Annotated in this window: 14 protein-coding genes; 4 read left to right on the forward strand and 10 right to left on the reverse strand. The window is 68.4% G+C overall.

The features are described 5' to 3' along the window. The 8 genes from N7590_RS19565 to pyrE form a co-directional block, all read right to left on the reverse strand. A partial coding sequence (locus tag N7590_RS19565) for a response regulator transcription factor (RefSeq protein WP_279935813.1) occupies positions 1 to 699 on the reverse strand: 699 nt, incomplete at its 3' end. Next, a complete protein-coding gene (locus tag N7590_RS19570; protein ID WP_164242767.1) occupies positions 680 to 3,340 on the reverse strand; it encodes a sensor histidine kinase KdpD in 2,661 nt (886 codons plus the stop codon). The genes N7590_RS19570 and N7590_RS19565, both read right to left, overlap by 20 nt. 51 nt (positions 3,341 to 3,391) lie before the next feature. Then, positions 3,392 to 4,042 (reverse strand): potassium-transporting ATPase subunit KdpC, encoded by a 651-nt coding sequence (kdpC, locus tag N7590_RS19575; RefSeq protein ID WP_053448565.1) that lies wholly within the window; start codon positions 4,040 to 4,042, stop codon positions 3,392 to 3,394. Then, a complete protein-coding gene (gene kdpB / locus N7590_RS19580) occupies positions 4,039 to 6,096 on the reverse strand; it encodes a potassium-transporting ATPase subunit KdpB (protein WP_053509563.1) in 2,058 nt (685 codons plus the stop codon). The genes kdpC and kdpB overlap by 4 nt, the downstream gene beginning before the upstream one ends. Positions 6,097 to 6,106: 10 nt before the next feature. Beyond that, positions 6,107 to 7,816, reverse strand: coding sequence for a potassium-transporting ATPase subunit KdpA (gene kdpA / locus N7590_RS19585; protein WP_164086517.1), 1,710 nt, complete (start codon positions 7,814 to 7,816; stop codon positions 6,107 to 6,109). An 11-nt stretch (positions 7,817 to 7,827) separates the two neighbouring features. Continuing rightward, entirely contained in the window at positions 7,828 to 7,920 is a 93-nt protein-coding gene (locus N7590_RS19590) for a potassium-transporting ATPase subunit F (protein ID WP_005407770.1), read from the reverse strand. Positions 7,921 to 8,094: 174 nt separating this feature from the next. Continuing rightward, positions 8,095 to 8,760, reverse strand: coding sequence for a hypothetical protein (locus tag N7590_RS19595; RefSeq protein WP_053509567.1), 666 nt, complete (start codon positions 8,758 to 8,760; stop codon positions 8,095 to 8,097). A gap of 19 nt (positions 8,761 to 8,779) precedes the next feature. Then, the gene (pyrE, locus tag N7590_RS19600) at positions 8,780 to 9,439 is read right to left on the reverse strand and encodes an orotate phosphoribosyltransferase (protein WP_053448569.1); all 660 of its coding nucleotides are present in this window, start codon (positions 9,437 to 9,439) and stop codon (positions 8,780 to 8,782) included. Between the two features lie 162 nt (positions 9,440 to 9,601). Between pyrE and N7590_RS19605 the strand changes: the two genes are divergently transcribed. From N7590_RS19605 to N7590_RS19615, 3 genes are all read left to right on the forward strand, one after another. Then, a complete protein-coding gene (locus N7590_RS19605; RefSeq protein ID WP_164242766.1) occupies positions 9,602 to 10,402 on the forward strand; it encodes an exodeoxyribonuclease III in 801 nt (266 codons plus the stop codon). Then, complete coding sequence (locus N7590_RS19610) at positions 10,399 to 11,703, forward strand: MFS transporter (RefSeq protein WP_008268384.1); 1,305 nt, start codon at positions 10,399 to 10,401, stop codon at positions 11,701 to 11,703. The genes N7590_RS19605 and N7590_RS19610 overlap by 4 nt, the downstream gene beginning before the upstream one ends. 77 nt (positions 11,704 to 11,780) lie before the next feature. After that, positions 11,781 to 12,011 (forward strand): hypothetical protein, encoded by a 231-nt coding sequence (locus N7590_RS19615; protein ID WP_049457368.1) that lies wholly within the window; start codon positions 11,781 to 11,783, stop codon positions 12,009 to 12,011. A gap of 38 nt (positions 12,012 to 12,049) precedes the next feature. Here the strand turns inward: N7590_RS19615 and N7590_RS19620 are convergent, their stop codons facing one another. Together N7590_RS19620 and N7590_RS19625 are read right to left on the reverse strand one after the other, a co-directional pair. Next, positions 12,050 to 13,177: an anhydro-N-acetylmuramic acid kinase gene (locus tag N7590_RS19620; RefSeq protein WP_080375963.1), complete on the reverse strand. Its 1,128-nt coding sequence runs from the start codon at positions 13,175 to 13,177 to the stop codon at positions 12,050 to 12,052. 65 nt (positions 13,178 to 13,242) lie between these two features. Further along, positions 13,243 to 14,715: a peptidoglycan DD-metalloendopeptidase family protein gene (locus tag N7590_RS19625; RefSeq protein ID WP_053448571.1), complete on the reverse strand. Its 1,473-nt coding sequence runs from the start codon at positions 14,713 to 14,715 to the stop codon at positions 13,243 to 13,245. 166 nt (positions 14,716 to 14,881) lie between these two features. Here N7590_RS19625 and tyrS point away from each other — a divergent pair, with 166 nt between their 5' ends. Continuing rightward, positions 14,882 to 16,093, forward strand: coding sequence for a tyrosine--tRNA ligase (tyrS, locus tag N7590_RS19630; RefSeq protein WP_053448572.1), 1,212 nt, complete (start codon positions 14,882 to 14,884; stop codon positions 16,091 to 16,093). The last annotated feature ends 303 nt before the right edge of the window (positions 16,094 to 16,396 follow it).

A 16,396-nucleotide genomic window follows, 5' to 3' on the forward strand; every position in this document is an offset into this window, starting at 1 on the left:
CAGGCCCACGCCCGGTTCGGTGAACAGGTAGCGCGAATCCAGTGCCGAATCGCCCAGCTTGTGCCGCAGCTTGCCGACCAGGATGCGCAGGTAATGGGTGTCCTGCTGGTGAGTCGGCCCCCAGATCTCCTGCAGGATCTGCGGCTGGGTCACCACCCGCCCGGCGTTGCGCAGCAGCAGCGACAGCAGCGCGTACTCCTTGCGGGTCAGCGCCACCGGCTCGCCATCCAGCGCCACTTCACGGCGCACCAGGTCCACGTGCAGGTGGCCGTCGTCGAACATCGGCGGGGTGCCGTCACTGGGTACGCTGCGGGTGCGCAGCAGCGCTCGTACCCGCGCCATCAGTTCCTGCGTGCCGAACGGCTTGGTGACATAGTCATTGGCGCCGGTATCCAGCGCCCGCACCTTCTCGGCCTCGCCGGCGCGCACGGTCAGCATGATCACCGGCACCTGGCTCCACTGCCGCAGCTGTTCAAGCACCTCGTGGCCTTCCATGTCCGGCAGGCCGATATCCAGGATCACCAGGTCCATGTCCTCGCTGGCGGCCAGCTGCAGGCCTTCCTGGCCGGTGGCCGCCTGCCGCACCTGGTAGCCCTGCGCGCGCAGGCTGATGTCCAGGAACCGGCGGATCTGGGTTTCATCGTCGATCACCAGCACGCGCGCGGCCGGCACGCTGGCATCAATCGGGGTCGGGCTCATCGTGGGAGGCTGGCTTGAGCAGGGGCAGGGTGATGCGGATCAGGGTACCGCGACCGTCGCGTCCGGGCAGCGCCTGGACGCTGCCGCCATGCGCGCCGATCATGCCCTGGCAGATGGTCAGGCCCAGGCCGGTACCGTGGCGGCCACGGTCGCCGCGCTCGACGCTGTAGAACATGTCGAAGATGCGCGCGCGCTCGTCATCGGGAATGCCGGGGCCGGCATCGATCACGTCGATGCGCAGCTGGCCATCCAGCTCGCGCGCCTGCACCTGCACGGCGGCATCCGGCGGCGAGAACTTGGCGGCGTTCTCCATTACGTTGAACACGGCCTGTTCCACCAGCGCCGGGTGCACCCAGATCGGCGCCAGCGTGGACGGAATGTCCAGCTCCAGCCGCACCTTGGGCTGGTAGCGCTGCAGGCGCCGCGCCGCCGAGCCGATCAGTTCATCCACGCCGATCCAGTCGCGGTTGATCTTCAGCCCTTCGTGGCCAAGCCGGGTCATGTCCAGCAGGTTCTGGATGTAGCGGTCCAGGCGCTCGCCTTCGACCAGGATGGTGTCCAGCAGCGCACGGCGATCAGCCGTATCCATCGCCGCGCCATAGCTGGCCAGGCTGTCGGCCGAACCGATCATCGCCGCAAGTGGCGAGCGCAGGTCATGCGACACCGATGAGAGCAGCGCCGAGCGCAGCCGCTCGGTCTCGTTGCTCACATGGGCCTGCTCCAGTTCCGCCACCAGCCTGGTGCGTAGCGCGGCCTGGGCGATGTCGTCGACCATCGCTTCGGCCAGCTGCCGCTGCTCGGGCAGCAGGCGTGCCTGCGCGCCGGGCAGGTACAGGCCGGCCACGCCGATCGCGTGGTCTTCGCCATCCAGCAGCGGCAGGAACCACCATTGCGCCCCTGCGAGGGTGTCGGTGAAGCGTCCGCTGGGCTGGCCGTGGCGCAGCGCCCAGTCGGCGGCGGCCAGATCGGTGTCGCCGGGCTGGCTGCGGCCCCCGGCCGCGGTATCGGTGCCGATCCGCAGCCACGCCGGCACATCCATGGCCTGTTCCAGCGCATGCCGGCCGGCCTGTGCCACCTCGCCGTTGCCGGCGGCGCTGGCCAGCTGCCGGCCCAGCTGCTGGCGCGCGCGCGCGTGGCGGTTGGCCGCGCGCAGCGCGATCACCTGCATGCGCAGCCGCGAGGCCAGGCGTCCGGCCACCAGGGCGGCGGCCAGGAACAGGAAGACGGTGATCACACCCTGCCGTGCACCGATGGCAAAGGTGAAGCGCGGCGCGATGAACAGGAAGTTGTAGGCGAGGAAGCACAGGATCGCCGCCATCACCGCCACGCTGGCACGCGTGCGTGCGGCCACCAGCACCACCGCGACGATGAACACCATCGACAGGTCGGCCATGCCCACCCAACGCTCGGCCAGCCAGGCCACCACGCAGGCCAGCGCCGTGGCGATCAGTGCCTGCACCGGCTCGTGGCTGAAGCCACGCACCGGTGCCATCAGCCCCTCGCGGCGCGAGCGTGCACGTGCCTGCGGCGTGCTGATGATGGTGATCTCGTAGTGCGCGCCGCGCTGGATCAACTGTTGGGTCAGGGTGCGGTTGAACATCCGTGCCAGCGGTCGCTCGCGGGTGCGGCCCAGCACCAGGGTCGACACGCCATTGTGTGCGGCATGGTCGAGCAGGGCATCGGCGATGCTCGATCCATGCAGCAGTTCAGCATCACCGCCCAGACGCCGCGCCAGTGCGAAGGCCGCATCGATCTCGCGGCGGGTCGCATCATCCTGGCGACGCCCCTGCACGGTCACCACCGTCCATGGCGCATCGCGGCGTTCGGCGATGCGCCGTGCCACCCGCACCAGGTACTCGCTCTGGCCGCCGCCATCGATGGCCACCAGCACGCCGCGGCGCAGTGGCAGGTTGCCTTCACCGCGTGCGGCGCGGGTCTCGCGCAGGCTGCTGTCGACGCGGTCGGCGGCTTCCTGCATTGCCAGTTCGCGCAGGGCGGTCAGGTTGGCCGGCGAGAAGAACGCCTGCAGCGCCTGCGTGGCCTGCTCGGGCACATAGACCTTGCCCTGCTGCAGGCGCGCGATCAGTTCGCGCGGCGGCAGGTCGACCAGCACGATGTCATGCAGGCGGTCGAGCACGCCGTCCGGCACGGTCTCGCTTACACGCACGCCGGTGATGCGCATCACCACGTCGTTGAGGCTTTCCAGGTGCTGGATGTTGACCGTGGTCCAGACGTCGATGCCGGCGTCCAGCAGTTCCATCACATCCTGCCAGCGCCGCTCGTGGCGGCTGCCCGGCGCGTTGCGATGGGCCAGTTCGTCCACCAGCACCAGTGCGGGATGCCGGGCCAGCACGGCGTCCAGGTCCATCTCCTGCAAGGTGTGGCCGTGGTAGGCCACTTCCTTCAGCGGCAGCTGCGGCAGGCCTTCCAGCAACGCCTGGGTATCGGCGCGGCCATGGGTTTCCACCAGGCCCACCACCAGGTCGACGCCGCGACGTAGCTGTTCCTGCGCGCGGGTCAGCATGGTGTAGGTCTTGCCCACGCCCGGCGCCGCGCCGAGGAATACCGTCAGCTTGCCGCCGGCTTCGCGTTGCAGGCCTTCGACCAGGGCATCGGCCTGGCGGGTACGTGCATCAGTCATGGGTGCCGCTGTCATGGCTGCCATTGTGCGCGCAGCGGGTGCAGGCCGGCATCACGGCGCCTTGGCGGCGTGGTCCAGTGCGAAGTTCAGGGTTACCACGTTCACCCGCGGCTGGCCGAACAGGCCCCACTGGCGACCTTCGGTATGCGCCTGCACCAGCGCCTGCACGCGCTCCACCGGCAGGCCACGGGCACGTGCCACGCGCGCCACCTGCAGTTGTGCCGCCTCTGGCGACAGTTGCGGATCCAGGCCACCTGCGGACTGGGTGACCAGGTCCGCCGGCACCTGTGCCGGCGCTACGCCTTCGCGTGCGGCCACCGCCGCGGTGCTGGCGGCTACGCGTTCGGCCAGCGCCGGGTTGCTGCGCGCCATGTTGGAGCCCGCTGCGGCCATCGGATCGTAGTTGGCGGCCGACGGCCGGGCCTGGAAATAGCCATCGCCGGTGAACGGCTGCGACAGCCACGCCGAGCCGCGTACCTGGCCGCTGCCATCACGCAGCAGGCTGCCTTCGGCCTGGGTCGGGTAGGCCAGGCCGGCGAAACCGGTGGCGATGCCGGCGTAGACCGCGCCGGCCAGCAACAGCGTGGCCAGGCCCAGGCCGATGGCCGGGCGCCAGCTGGCGCCATCCTGCAGGCCGGCCACGCGGGCCTCGGCCTTGGCTTCGCGGGACAGGGAAGACGAAGTGGAAGCAGAACGGTTCATGCGCCGAATACCAGGACAAGAAGGAGGTCGATCAGCTTGATCGCCGCGAACGGCAGCAGCACGCCGCCGAGGCCGTACACCAGCATGTTCCGGCGCAGCAGCGCGGTGGCCGTGGCCGGGCGGAAGCGCACGCCGCGCAGGGCGAGCGGGATCAGTGCGGGAATCACCAGCGCGTTGAAGATCAGCGCGGCCAGCACCGCGTTGCGCGGGCTCGACAGCTGCATCACGTTCAAGGCGGCCATGGTTGGCACCGCAGCGGCAAACAGCGCCGGCAGGATCGCGAAGTACTTGGAGACGTCGTTGGCCAGCGAGAAGGTGGTCAGCGCGCCGCGGGTGATCAGCTGCTGCTTGCCCACTTCCACCACCGCCAGCAGTTTGGCCGGGTCCGAATCGAGGTCGACCATGTTGCCGGCCTCCTTCGCTGCCTGCGTGCCGGAGTTCATCGCCAGGCCGATGTCGGCCTGCGCCAGCGCGGGCGCGTCATTGGTGCCATCGCCCACCATCGCCACCAGGCGGCCGCCGGCCTGCTCCTGTCGGATGCGCGCCAGCTTGTCTTCCGGGCGTGCCTCGGCGATGTAATCGTCGACGCCGGCCTCGGCAGCAATGGCGGCGGCGGTCAGCGGGTTGTCGCCGGTGATCATCACCGTGCGGATGCCCATCGCGCGCAGCTGCGCGAACTTCTCGCGCATGCCGTGCTTGACCACGTCCGACAGCTCGATCACGCCCAGTACGTGGCGGCCCTCGGCCACCACCAGCGGGGTGGCACCGTTGCGTGCCACCTGCTCGACGCGCCCGGCCAGCTCGGCCGGCACCGTGCCACCCAGCGCCTGCACATGGTTGCGGATCGCATCCAGTGCGCCCTTCCGGATCTGCCGGCCATGTTCCAGGTCCACGCCGGACATGCGGGTCTGCGCACTGAAGGCCAGGTAGTCGGCATGGTCCGGCTCGGCGGTGGCGCAACCCTGCTCGCGGGCCAGGCGCACGATCGACTTGCCTTCCGGCGTCGGGTCGGCCAGCGAGGACAGCAGTGCCGCTTCACGCAGCTGGCTGGCGTCGATGCCGGCCAACGGATGGAAGTGGCTCGCCTGGCGGTCGCCGTAGGTGATGGTGCCGGTCTTGTCCAGCAGCAGCACGTCGACGTCGCCGGCCACTTCCACCGCCTTGCCCGACTTGGCCAGCACGTTGGCGGCCAGTGCACGGTTCATGCCGGCAATACCAATCGCTGGCAGCAGGCCGCCGATGGTGGTCGGGATCAGGCACACCAGCAGCGCGATCAGCAGCAGCGGATCGACCTTGACGCCGACCGCAGCACCGATCGCCGGCAGCGTCGCCACCACTACCAGGAAGGTGAGCGTCATCGCCGCCAGCAGCAGGGTCAGCGCGACCTCGTTCGGGGTCTTCTGCCGGTTGGCGCCTTCCACCAGCGCGATCATCCGGTCCAGGAAGCTGTGGCCCGGTTCGGCGGTCACCCGCACGATGATCTGGTCGGACAGCACCTTGGTGCCGCCGATCACGCCGGAACGGTCGGTGCCGGCCTCGCGCAGTACCGGTGCCGATTCGCCGGTCACCGCCGCTTCGTTGATGGTGGCCAGGCCCTGCACGATCTCGCCATCGGCCGGCACCAGTTCACCGGCACTGACGATCACATGGTCGCCCGGGCGCAGCTCGGCGGCCGGCACCTGGGCTTCTGCGGCGCCTGGCTGCGGAGCAGCCAGCCGGCGCGCCACCAGGTCCTGGCGGGCCCGGCGCAGCGAGGCGGCCTGGCCGCGGCCACGTGCCTCGGCCACGGCTTCGGCGAAATTGCCGAACAGCACGGTCACCAGCAGGATCGCGGTCACCGCCAGGCCGAAGCCCAGCGGCGCATTGCCGGTCAGGGTGACGATGGCGGCGACGATCGTGCCGGCCATCACCACCGCCATCACCGGGCTGCGCACCAGATGCATCGGCGACAGCTTGCGCACCGCTTCGACCAGCGCACGGCGCAGGCCGGCGCCATCGAGCAGGGCAGGGCGTGGCGCATGGGTACTACGGGTTGAACTTGCATGACTACTCATGGGGGTGTCCTCAGTGCAGTCCCAGGCTCAGGTGGTCGGCGATCGGGCCGAGTACCAGCGCCGGCATGAACTGCAGCACGGTCAGGATGACGATCACCGAGACCAGGGTCAGGGCGAAGGTCGGGGTTTCGATCTGCAGGCTGCCGGCAGATTCCGGCGCCTGGCGCTTGGCAGCCAGCTGTGCGGCCACCACCAGCGGAATGATCAGCAGCGGGAAGCGGCCCAGCAGCAGTACCAGCGAGCAGCTCAGGTTCCACCACAGCGTGGCGTCACCCAGGCCTTCGAAGCCCGAACCGTTGTTGGCATAGGCCGAGACATACTCGTAGAAGACCTGGCTGATGCCATGGAAGCCGGGGTTGGAGGTGCCGGCCAGGCCGGGCACGGCCAGGGTGATCGCGGTGAACACCAGCAGGGTGATCGGCTGCAGCAGCACCAGCAGGGCCAGCAGGCGCACCTGCGGTGTCTCCAGCTTGCGGCCGAACAGTTCCGGCGTACGCCCGGTCATCAACCCGGCCAGGAACACGCCCAGCAGCAGGTACACGATGAACTGCTGCAGGCCGCAACCGATACCGCCCCAGATTGCACTGACCAGCATGTTGACCATCGCGATGCCGCCACTCAGCGGTGCCAGCGAATCGTGCATGCCGTTCACCGAGCCGTTGGAGACCTGGGTGGTCACCGCCGCCCACAGCGCGGTGCCATCGGCGCCGAAGCGCACCTCCTTGCCTTCCATCAGCAGCGGAGTGGCGGCGCTGGCGCTGTGTCCTTCGCTCCACATCATCGCGCCGGTCGACAGCAGCGACATGCCCAGCATGCAGCTGAACACCAGGGCGCCGAAGCGGCGGCGGCCGGTGAAGGCACCGATCATGAAGATCACCGCCATCGGTATCAGCAGGATGCCGACGACCTCCAGCGCATTCGACAGCGGGGTCGGGTTCTCCAGCGGGAAGCTGCTGTTCGGGCCATACCAGCCGCCACCGTTGGCGCCCAGCTGCTTGGCCGCGACCATCGCCGCGACCGGGCCCAGCGGCAGTTTCTGCCCGGCCATGCCGGCGCTGGCATCGATCGGCGTGGCCTGCGGGCCGCCCGCCAGGGTCGACGGTACGCCCTGGCTGGTCAGCAGCAGGGTCCAGACCAGGCACAGCGGCAGCAGGAAGCGCACGCACAGGCGCACCACGTCCACATAGTAGTTGCCCACCGCCACCTGGCGGTCATCGCCGGTACCGGTGGCCGCCGCAGCCTGCGGCGCACGCGAGAACAACGCGCGCAGCGTCGCCACGGCCAACGCCAGCCCCATCATCGGCGTCACCACCTGCAGGCCGGTGATGCCGGTCATCTGCGAGAGATAGGACAGCTGCGCCTGGCCCGAGTAGTGCTGCTGGTTGGTGTTGGTCAGGAACGAGATCATCGTGTGCAGCGCGGTGTCCCAGCGCATGTTCGGGATCTGGTCCGGGTTCAACGGCAACCAGGCCTGGGTCATGAACACCGCCTGGGTCAGCACCGCGACCACCACGTTGCTCAGCACGAAGGCCAGCGCATAGCCGCGCCAGGACATCGAACGCGACGGATCGACGCCGAATACCTTGTACAGCGGCTTTTCGATCCAGTGGAACAGCACGTCGACCTTCATCGGCGCACCGCGCATCACGCGCGCCAGGTACAGGCCCAGCGGCCACGCCAGCAGCAGGCTGGCAGCAATAATGACAAGCATCTCAGTCATGGCCGGCTCCGTCAGAACGACTCGGGCCGAAGCACGACATAGAGAAGATAGGCGGCGGCGACCAGCACCAGCACGCCACACAACAACGACAGCCAGGGGGACATTGCAATAGCGTCCTGGTGGAACCCCTCCACCTCAGGCCGCCATCGTCGTCCTGCCCCCCATAAACGCACTACGCGCCGGACCGGGCCGACGCGTAAAGAGTGCATAAATTCGGTGGGCCAACCCGTAACCAGGCCCCGGGTAGCGCCGGGCCACGCGCGGTAGTGGGAGCCTCGTCAGCCGGCCGGTGCTGCCGCCGGCGCCAGCCCCTTCAGCTCGCGATAGCGCTGCAGGCTGCTGTCGATCTCGGCCTTCAGGGCCTGCTGCTGCTGCACGAACCCGGCCTGCAGCCGCTGCTGCGCCTGCAGCTGCACGTGCCGCTGGCGGATCGCTTCGGCCTGCTTGCCGGCCACCTTGCCGCCGGCCAGTTCGCGATCGCCGGCAGCCGCCAGCAGCGCCACCAGCGATTCACGCAGGCTGGTGACGTTGTACTCGGCCGTCTTGAGGTTGTTGTCCAGCACTTCCTGGCGTTCGGCGAACACCCGGCGCAGGTCGTCCTCGCTGCCATAGGTGGTCAGCATCGCCTGCTCGGTGCGCTGGCGGGTCTGCGCGGCCATCAGGTCCAGCTGCCGCTGCGCCGCTTCCGTGCTGGCGGCGGCGCGCTCCTCGTCGGTCAACGCGCGCTGGACCTGCGCATTGCGCAGGCCACTCTTTGCGTTGAACTCGTCGCGGGCATGGTTGACCGCGTCGGCCGGCAGCGAATCGCTGCAGATCCGCTCCTTGCCCTCGTTCCAGCAGTACAGCTTCTTCTCCACCTTGCCACCGCCCCGCGGTTGCGCCGGAACGGAGAACGGCACGGCCAGCAGCAGGCCGGCAAAGAGCACAGCAGGAACTCGGGACATGACCTTTCCCCTGGGTCGGTCAGCGGGTCGAACGGACGCCGTACTGGGCCCGGTAGGCTTCCAGCGGCTGCCGGTAACCCACAAGTTCCGGGTTACCGGAGGCGAAATCAAGCAGGTCGGCCAGCGACGCCACGGCGATCACCGGAATGCCGGCTTCTTCGGCCACCGACTGCGCGGCGGAGCGGCGGTCGGATTCCGAGGCGATCTCCTGGCGGTCCAGCGCCACCACGATGCCGGCCGGCGTGCCACCGGCGGCGCGGATGATGCCCAGTGCTTCGCGGATCGCGGTACCGGCGGTGATCACGTCGTCGACGATCAGCACGCGCTTGCCATTCATGTCGGCGCCGATCAGCTGGCCGCCTTCACCATGGTCCTTGGCTTCCTTGCGGTTGAACGACAGCGGCAGGTCGCGGCCGCGCTGGGCCAGCTCGCAGGCCATCGCGGTGGCCAGCGGAATGCCCTTGTAGGCCGGGCCGAACACCACGTCGTACTTGATCCCGGTGGCGTCGATGGCATCGGCGTAGCAGGCGCCGAGCTGCGACAGCAGCGAACCGGAGTCGAAACGACCGGCGTTGAAGAAATAGGGGCTCAGCCGGCCGGACTTGAGGGTGAACTGGCCGAAGCGCAGGGCGTCGGCGGTCAGGGCCAGCTGCAGGAAACGGTGGCGGTGGTCGCTCATCAAAACTCGATTCATCTTCATTTGGAGCACAAATCCTAATCCAGCTGGGCGTTTCGCGCTCGTCCGGCCCTGGGTGAGGGCCGTTGCGCCCCCCTCTGGCGGACTGCGCAGCCCTGCGGGCAACCGGTATGCTTGCCCGGTTTCCCGCCGCAGGTCCCCCGCATGCGCATCATCAGTTTCAACGCCAATGGCATCCGTTCCGCCGCAACCAAGGGCTTCCTCGATTGGTTCCGGGCCCAGGACGCCGACGTCCTGTGCATCCAGGAGACCAAGGCCCAGGAAGACCAGCTGACCGACCCGATGTTCCGCCCGGACGGCCACCACTGCTTCTACCGCGACGCCATCACCAAGAAGGGCTACAGCGGCGTGGCGATCTACAGCAAGCGCGAGCCGGACCAGGTCATCACCTCGCTGGGCTGGGCCCCGTTCGACGACGAAGGCCGCTACATCGAGGCGCGCTACGGCAACCTCAGCGTGGTCTCCTTCTATATCCCGTCCGGCAGCTCGGGCGACCTGCGCCAGGGTTTCAAGTTCGAAGTGATGGAATGGCTGCGGCCGATCCTCGAGGAATGGGCGCGCAGCGGCCGCGACTACGTGCTGTGCGGCGACTGGAACATCGTCCGTTCGGCGCTGGACATCAAGAACTGGAAGTCCAACCAGAAGAACTCCGGCTGCCTGCCGGAAGAGCGCGACTGGCTCAACGCGCTGTGCGCCGACCACGGCCAGGCCACCGATGTCACCGCCGGCCGCGGCTGGGCCGATGCCTACCGCCTGCTCAACCCCACCGGCGAGGACTACACCTGGTGGAGCAACCGCGGCGCCGCCCGCGCCAACAATGTCGGTTGGCGCATCGACTACCAGTTCATCACCCCGGGCCTGCGTGACCGCCTGCGCAGCTGCTCGATCTATCGCGACGAGCGCTTCTCCGACCACGCGCCGTTCATCGTGGACTACGACCTGTGACCGAGGCCGCCACGCCGGTCAGCTACAAGGGCTGGGCAGGCATCAAGCGCGCCTTCGGCACTCCGTCGGCGCTGACCATGGCCATGCTCGGCTTCGGCAGCGGCCTGCCGTTCCTGCTGATCGCCTCGCAGACCCTGTCCACGCGCCTGCGCGACGTCGGCCTGGACCTGGGCAGCATCGGCCTGATCAGCCTGGCCAGCTTCTTCTACCTGCTCAAGTTCCTGTGGGCGCCCCTGCTGGATCGCTATGCCTTCCCGCTGCTCGGTGGGCTCGGCCGCCGCCGCTCGTGGCTGCTGGTGTCGCAGGCGCTGGTGCTGGTCGGCCTGGTCGCACTGGCCTTCGTGCGTCCCGAGCAGGGCGTCTGGCCGCTGGTGGCCTGGGTGCTGGTGGCCTCGTTCGCCGGTGCCACCCAGGACTCGGCCGTCGACGCCTACCGCATCGAGATCGCGCCGCAGGCGGCGCAGGCCGCGCTGGCGGCCACCTATACGCTGGGTTACCGGATCGGCCTGATCCTGGCCGGTGCCGGCGCGCTGTACCTGGCCCAGTTCGAAGGCTGGATCGTGGCCTATCTGGCCATGGCGGCACTGATGCTGCTGCCGATCGTCACCACGCTGCTGTGCGCCGAACCGGAGCGTCCGGCCACCACCGTGCAGCGCCGCATCGATGTCGCCGAGGCGTTCGTCCAGCCCATCACCAGCTTCTTCAGCCGCAACGGCGTTGCGCTGGCGCTGGTGCTGCTGGCCTTCGTCGGGCTGTTCAAGTTCCCGGACCAGGTCATCGGCGTGATGGCCGGGCCGTTCTACCTCGACTCCGGGTTCGACAAGGCCGACATCGCGACCGTCTCCAAGCTGTTCGGTGTGTGGATGGGCATCGGTGGCGCCTTCCTGGGCGGCATCGCGGTGGCCGCGTTCGGTTTCCGCCGCATGCTGCTGGTGGCCGCGCTGGGCGTGGCGCTGTCCAACCTTGCGTTCCTGCTGATGGCGCACAACCCGGGCAAGCTGTGGGCGTTCTATGCCGCGCTCAGCGCCGACAACCTGTTCCAGGGCTTTGCCGGCACCGTGCTGGTGGCCTTCATGTCGTCGCTGACCGACCGCAACTTCACTGCCACCCAGTACGCGCTGCTGGTCTCGCTGGCCAACCTGCCCGGCAAGTTCGTCGGTGGCGTTTCCGGCTATATCGTTGAAGCCACCTCCTACAGCACGTTCTTCATCCTCAGCTCGGTCACCGTGGTGCCGACCCTGCTGCTGCTGGCCTGGTTGTGGCCGCGGATCGTGGATCGCGGGCCCCCGCCGGTCGCCTGATTGCCTGTACGTCCGGTCTGCGGGATCATCGCCCCGACGCGCCGAGGGGGCGGTGCCTTGCGAACGGGGAAGTGAGCATGGCCGACGTTGTGCTGCGGGACCTGGACCCGCTGCTGCTGGACCGTATCCGTCGAGTCGCGGTTGCCCGCGGCTGGACCCACGAACAGACCTGCGCGGCCTTGCTGGAGCAGGGCCTGTTCAGCAGTGAACTGGAGGTCCGCTCCGGCTTCGGCGATCCCGAAGTGGACGCCCTGTCCGATGCCATCGCCGCCCTGCAGGCCCTGCCCGCAGGACAGGGCTTCGATTAGCGCCTCTGTAGCGTCGAGCCATGCTCGACTGCTTCTGCTCACGCAGGATGTATCGCGCCCAGGATCCGCGGGCCTTTCGCCCCGGTCACGCTCGGCAGGTTGCCGGCCAGCCCGTCCATCGTCCGCTGCGCCAGCCACGCAAACCCCATCGCCTCCACGTACTCCGGGTCCAGCCCGTGCATCGCACTGGACTCCACCTGCACCTCCGGCAGCCGTGCCGCCAGCCGCTTCATCAGCTGCCGGTTGCGCACGCCACCGCCACAGACCAGCAGGCGCCGGGTCTGCGGCTGCTGCGCCAGCAGTGCGTCGGCCACCGTCGCCACGGTCAGCTCCAGCAGGGTCGCCTGCACGTCGGCGGCGGCGTATTCGCCTTCGCCCATGTGCGCCTCGGCCCAGGCCAGGTGGAACTGTTCGCGGCCGGTGCTCTTCGGTGGCGGTAGTGCGAACCACGGGTCCGAACGCCACCCGGCCAGAAGGCTGTCGTCCACCGCGCCACTGGCGGCATACGCGCCGTCGGCATCGAAGGTGCGGCCGGTGTGGCGCTGACACCAGGCGTCCATCAGCGCGTTGGCCGGGCCGGTATCGAAGCCACGCACCGCGCCTTCGCGCGGGATCAGGGTCAGGTTGGCGATGCCGCCCAGGTTCAGCACCGCGCGGTCTTCATCGGCGGTGCCGAGCATGCCCAGGTGGAAGGCCGGCATCAGCGGTGCGCCATGGCCCCCGGCCGCTACGTCGCGGCGGCGGAAGTCGCACACCGTGGTGATCCCGGTCAGTTCGGCGATGCGGTTGCCGTCGCCCAGCTGCACGGTGAACGCAGGGTCGGCCAGCGGCCGATGGCGCACGGTCTGCCCATGCGAGCCGATCGCCCGTACCTGCGCCGGGTCCACGCCCGCCTCGGCCAGCAGCTGGTTGGCGGCGTCGGCGAAGCTGATCGCGATCCGCGCATCCAGCTCGCCCAGTTCCTCCAGCGAGTCCAGTGGACCGCCTTCGCCCAGTGCCACCAGCCGTGCGCGCAGCACCGGCTCCCAGCGGGTGGTCAGCCCGTGCACGAAGCGGCAGCCGCCAGTGGTGGGGAACTGCACCAGGGCAGCGTCGATGCCATCGGCGCTGGTGCCCGACATCAGGCCAAGGTACAGGGGGGCGTCAGCGTCGGCAGTGGTGTTCATGGCAGGCATAAAAAAAGGACGCGGCAAGCTTGGGCTGCCGCGTCCTTCTTCGTCAACGCAGGGGCTCAGCCGCGCTTGCGGCCGGCGCTGCTCTTGTCCTTGGCGCTGGCCACCTCGGGTGCGGCCTCGTCGCGGCTGGTCGGGGCCGGGCTGGCGTCGGCGTAGATCAGCTTCTCCATGCCTTGGATGCGTGCCATCGCCGGCGCGGTCTGCGCACGGAAGGCCACCAGCTCGGCGCCCTTCAGCGGTTCCGGCGGTGGCATGGTCACCGTCAGCGGGTTGCGGTGCTCGCCGTTGACGCGGAATTCGTAGTGCAGGTGTGGGCCGGTGGCCAGGCCAGTCGAGCCGACATAGCCGATCACCGTGCCCTGGGCCACGCGCTGGCCGGTCTTGATGTTCGCAAAGCGCGACATGTGCCCGTACAGGGTGGTGTGGCCGCGGCCGTGGTCGAGGATCACCACGTTGCCGTAGCCGCGCTGCACGCCGGCGAACTGCACGCGGGCATCGCCGGCGGCCATGATCGGGGTGCCGGTGCGCGCGGCGTAGTCCACGCCCTTGTGCATGCGCATCTTGCCCAGCACCGGGTGCTTGCGCGCGCCGAAGGTCGAGCTCAGCCGCGCGAACGGGATCGGCATGCGGATGAAGCTCTTCTTCAGCGATCGCCCGTTGATGTCGTAGTACTCGGACTTGCCGTTGCGGTCGAAGCGGAAGCCGGAATAGGTCTTGCCACCGGTGGTGAAGGTCGCCGCCAGGATCTTGCTGGTGTCCACCTTCTCGCCTTCGCGCCAGGTTTCATCCATCACCACGCTGAAGCGGTCGCCCGGCTGCAGGTCCTTCGAGAAGTCGATGTCGTACTTGAAGATGTCGTCGGTCATCGTCGCGATCGCCGACGGCGACAGCCCGGCCCGGCGGGCCGCGGCGTACAGCGAACTGGTGATCTCGCCGCTGGTGACCACCGTACGCGTGGAGGTCTCGCGCTTGGTCACCTTCTCCTTGATGTCATCGCCGGCCAGGCTCAACTCGACCCGGTTGTCGCCATCACGGTCGAAGCGGATGCTGCGCAGGTCGCCCGAGAGCGGCATGTCGAAGGCGATCTCGGTACCGGGGCGCAGCTTGGTCAGCGATTCGCGGGCGCCGGGGTGGTCCAGCACCCGGTGCAGGGTGCTGGCCGGAATGCCGGCCTGGTCGAACAGGTCGCTCAGGGTCTGGCCGCGCTGCACCCGCAGCACCTGCCAGCTGTCGCCCGGCACCTGCTGCTGGCGGGCCATGCTCAGCGGCGGCAACGGCAGTGCCAGGCTGGTGTGGCTGTCGGCGAACGGCGCGTCGATGGTGTGCGAGAAGCCGGGGACGATCGTCGCCACCAGCGCACCGATGGTCGCAAACAGGCTGGCATGCATCCAATGGCGCCGGGTCCAGCGTTCATTGAATGCGGCGGGAAGGTGTTGCCTGAGCTTCCGATGCAGGGCGTTGTCGTGCAGGACGTGGAGGCGTTCCTGGAAGCGCTGCTTGCGTGCGCGCCCTTGTTCGGAGTTGTGCATCGGCGATTTTTCCTGACGGCCCGGGAGCGCGGGCCTAAACGCCGGTTACCATAGACACCTGAGAAAACCGCGTCAAACCCTTGTGCCCATTGGCTTTTGTGAAGCCAATCGGGTTAACTTTGCTTTAACACCCCACACAAGAATCGGCGTTGCCGGGAGTAGTCACGTGTCCTCGATTGAAGAAGCCCTTGCCCTGATCGGCCGTGGTGCCGACGAGATCCTCAAGCTCGAGGATCTGCGTGCGCGCCTGCAGGAAGGCCGTCCGCTGCGGATCAAGGCTGGCTTCGACCCCACCGCGCCCGACCTGCACCTGGGCCATACGGTGCTGCTGAACAAGATGCGCCAGTTCCAGGACCTCGGCCACCAGGTCATCTTCCTGATCGGCGACTTCACCGGGATGATCGGCGACCCGTCGGGCAAGAGCCTGACCCGCAAGCCGCTCAGCCGCGAGGATGTGCTGGCCAACGCCCGCACCTATGAGGAGCAGGTGTTCAAGGTGCTCGACCGCAGCCGTACCGAAGTCCGCTTCAATTCGGAGTGGTTCGGCAAGATGGGCGCGGCCGACATGATCCGCCTGGCCGGCCAGCACACCGTGGCGCGCATGCTCGAGCGCGACGACTTCGCCAAGCGCTACGCCGCCCAGCAGTCCATCGCCATCCACGAGTTCCTGTACCCGCTGGTGCAGGGCTACGACTCGGTGGCCCTGGAAGCCGACGTCGAGCTTGGCGGTACCGACCAGAAGTTCAACCTGCTGATGGGCCGCGGCCTGCAGGAGCACCATGGCCAGAAGCCGCAGGTGGTGCTGACCATGCCGCTGCTGGAAGGCCTGGACGGCGTCAACAAGATGTCCAAGTCGCTGGGCAACTACATCGGTATCAGCGAACCGGCCATCGACATCGTCACCAAGACCATGAAGGTGGACGACACCCTGATGTGGCGCTGGATCGAGCTGCTGTCGTTTGATATCAGCCAGGCCGAAGCCGTGCAGCTGCGCGAGCAGGTGGCCTCCGGCGGGCTGAATCCGCGCGTGGTCAAGCTGCGCCTGGCGCGTGAACTGGCGACCCGCTTCCACGACGCTGCGGCCGCCGAGCAGGCCATTGCCGGCTGGGAAGCGGCGGTGACCGGGCAGGGCGACATCACTCAGCTGCCGCTGCAGGACGTGGTGATCCCGGCCGAGGGCCTGCGTATCGCCGCGCTGCTGACGGCGGCCGGGCTGACCCCGAGTAACTCCGAAGCCAACCGCAAGCTCAAGGAGCGCGCGGTCAAGGTGGATGGTGACGTGGTGGAAGACGGCCAGCAGGTGCTGCTGCCGGGCTTTGAAGGCCTGCTGCAGGTCGGCAAGCGCACCTTCGCCCGCGTGCGCCTGGTCACTGCCTGACAGGAAGGAAGGGCCGGCGCCAGCCGGCCCTTCCTGCTTTGTATGTAGAGTCGAGCGTTGCTCGACTGCTCTTGCCCTTCGCGGAACCCCCACGAAGGGCACGCTCGACGGCTCGCGAATGAACGGATGCAACATCCGTTGAAAAAAATCGCCACACCCCCTTCACAAATGACCCGGATAGGGACATACTTCTCCTCCCCCGTCGCAGGGGTCGCCGCCAAGGGGCTTCAGCGACAACAGGGCGCCCACCACCGCCGAACGAGATGATCGAACGAAGGTGTTGACGGACTGAAAAAGTCTGGC

Source organism: Stenotrophomonas sp. GD04024 (assembly GCF_029837545.1).
Taxonomy (GTDB): Bacteria; Pseudomonadota; Gammaproteobacteria; order Xanthomonadales; family Xanthomonadaceae; genus Stenotrophomonas; species Stenotrophomonas forensis.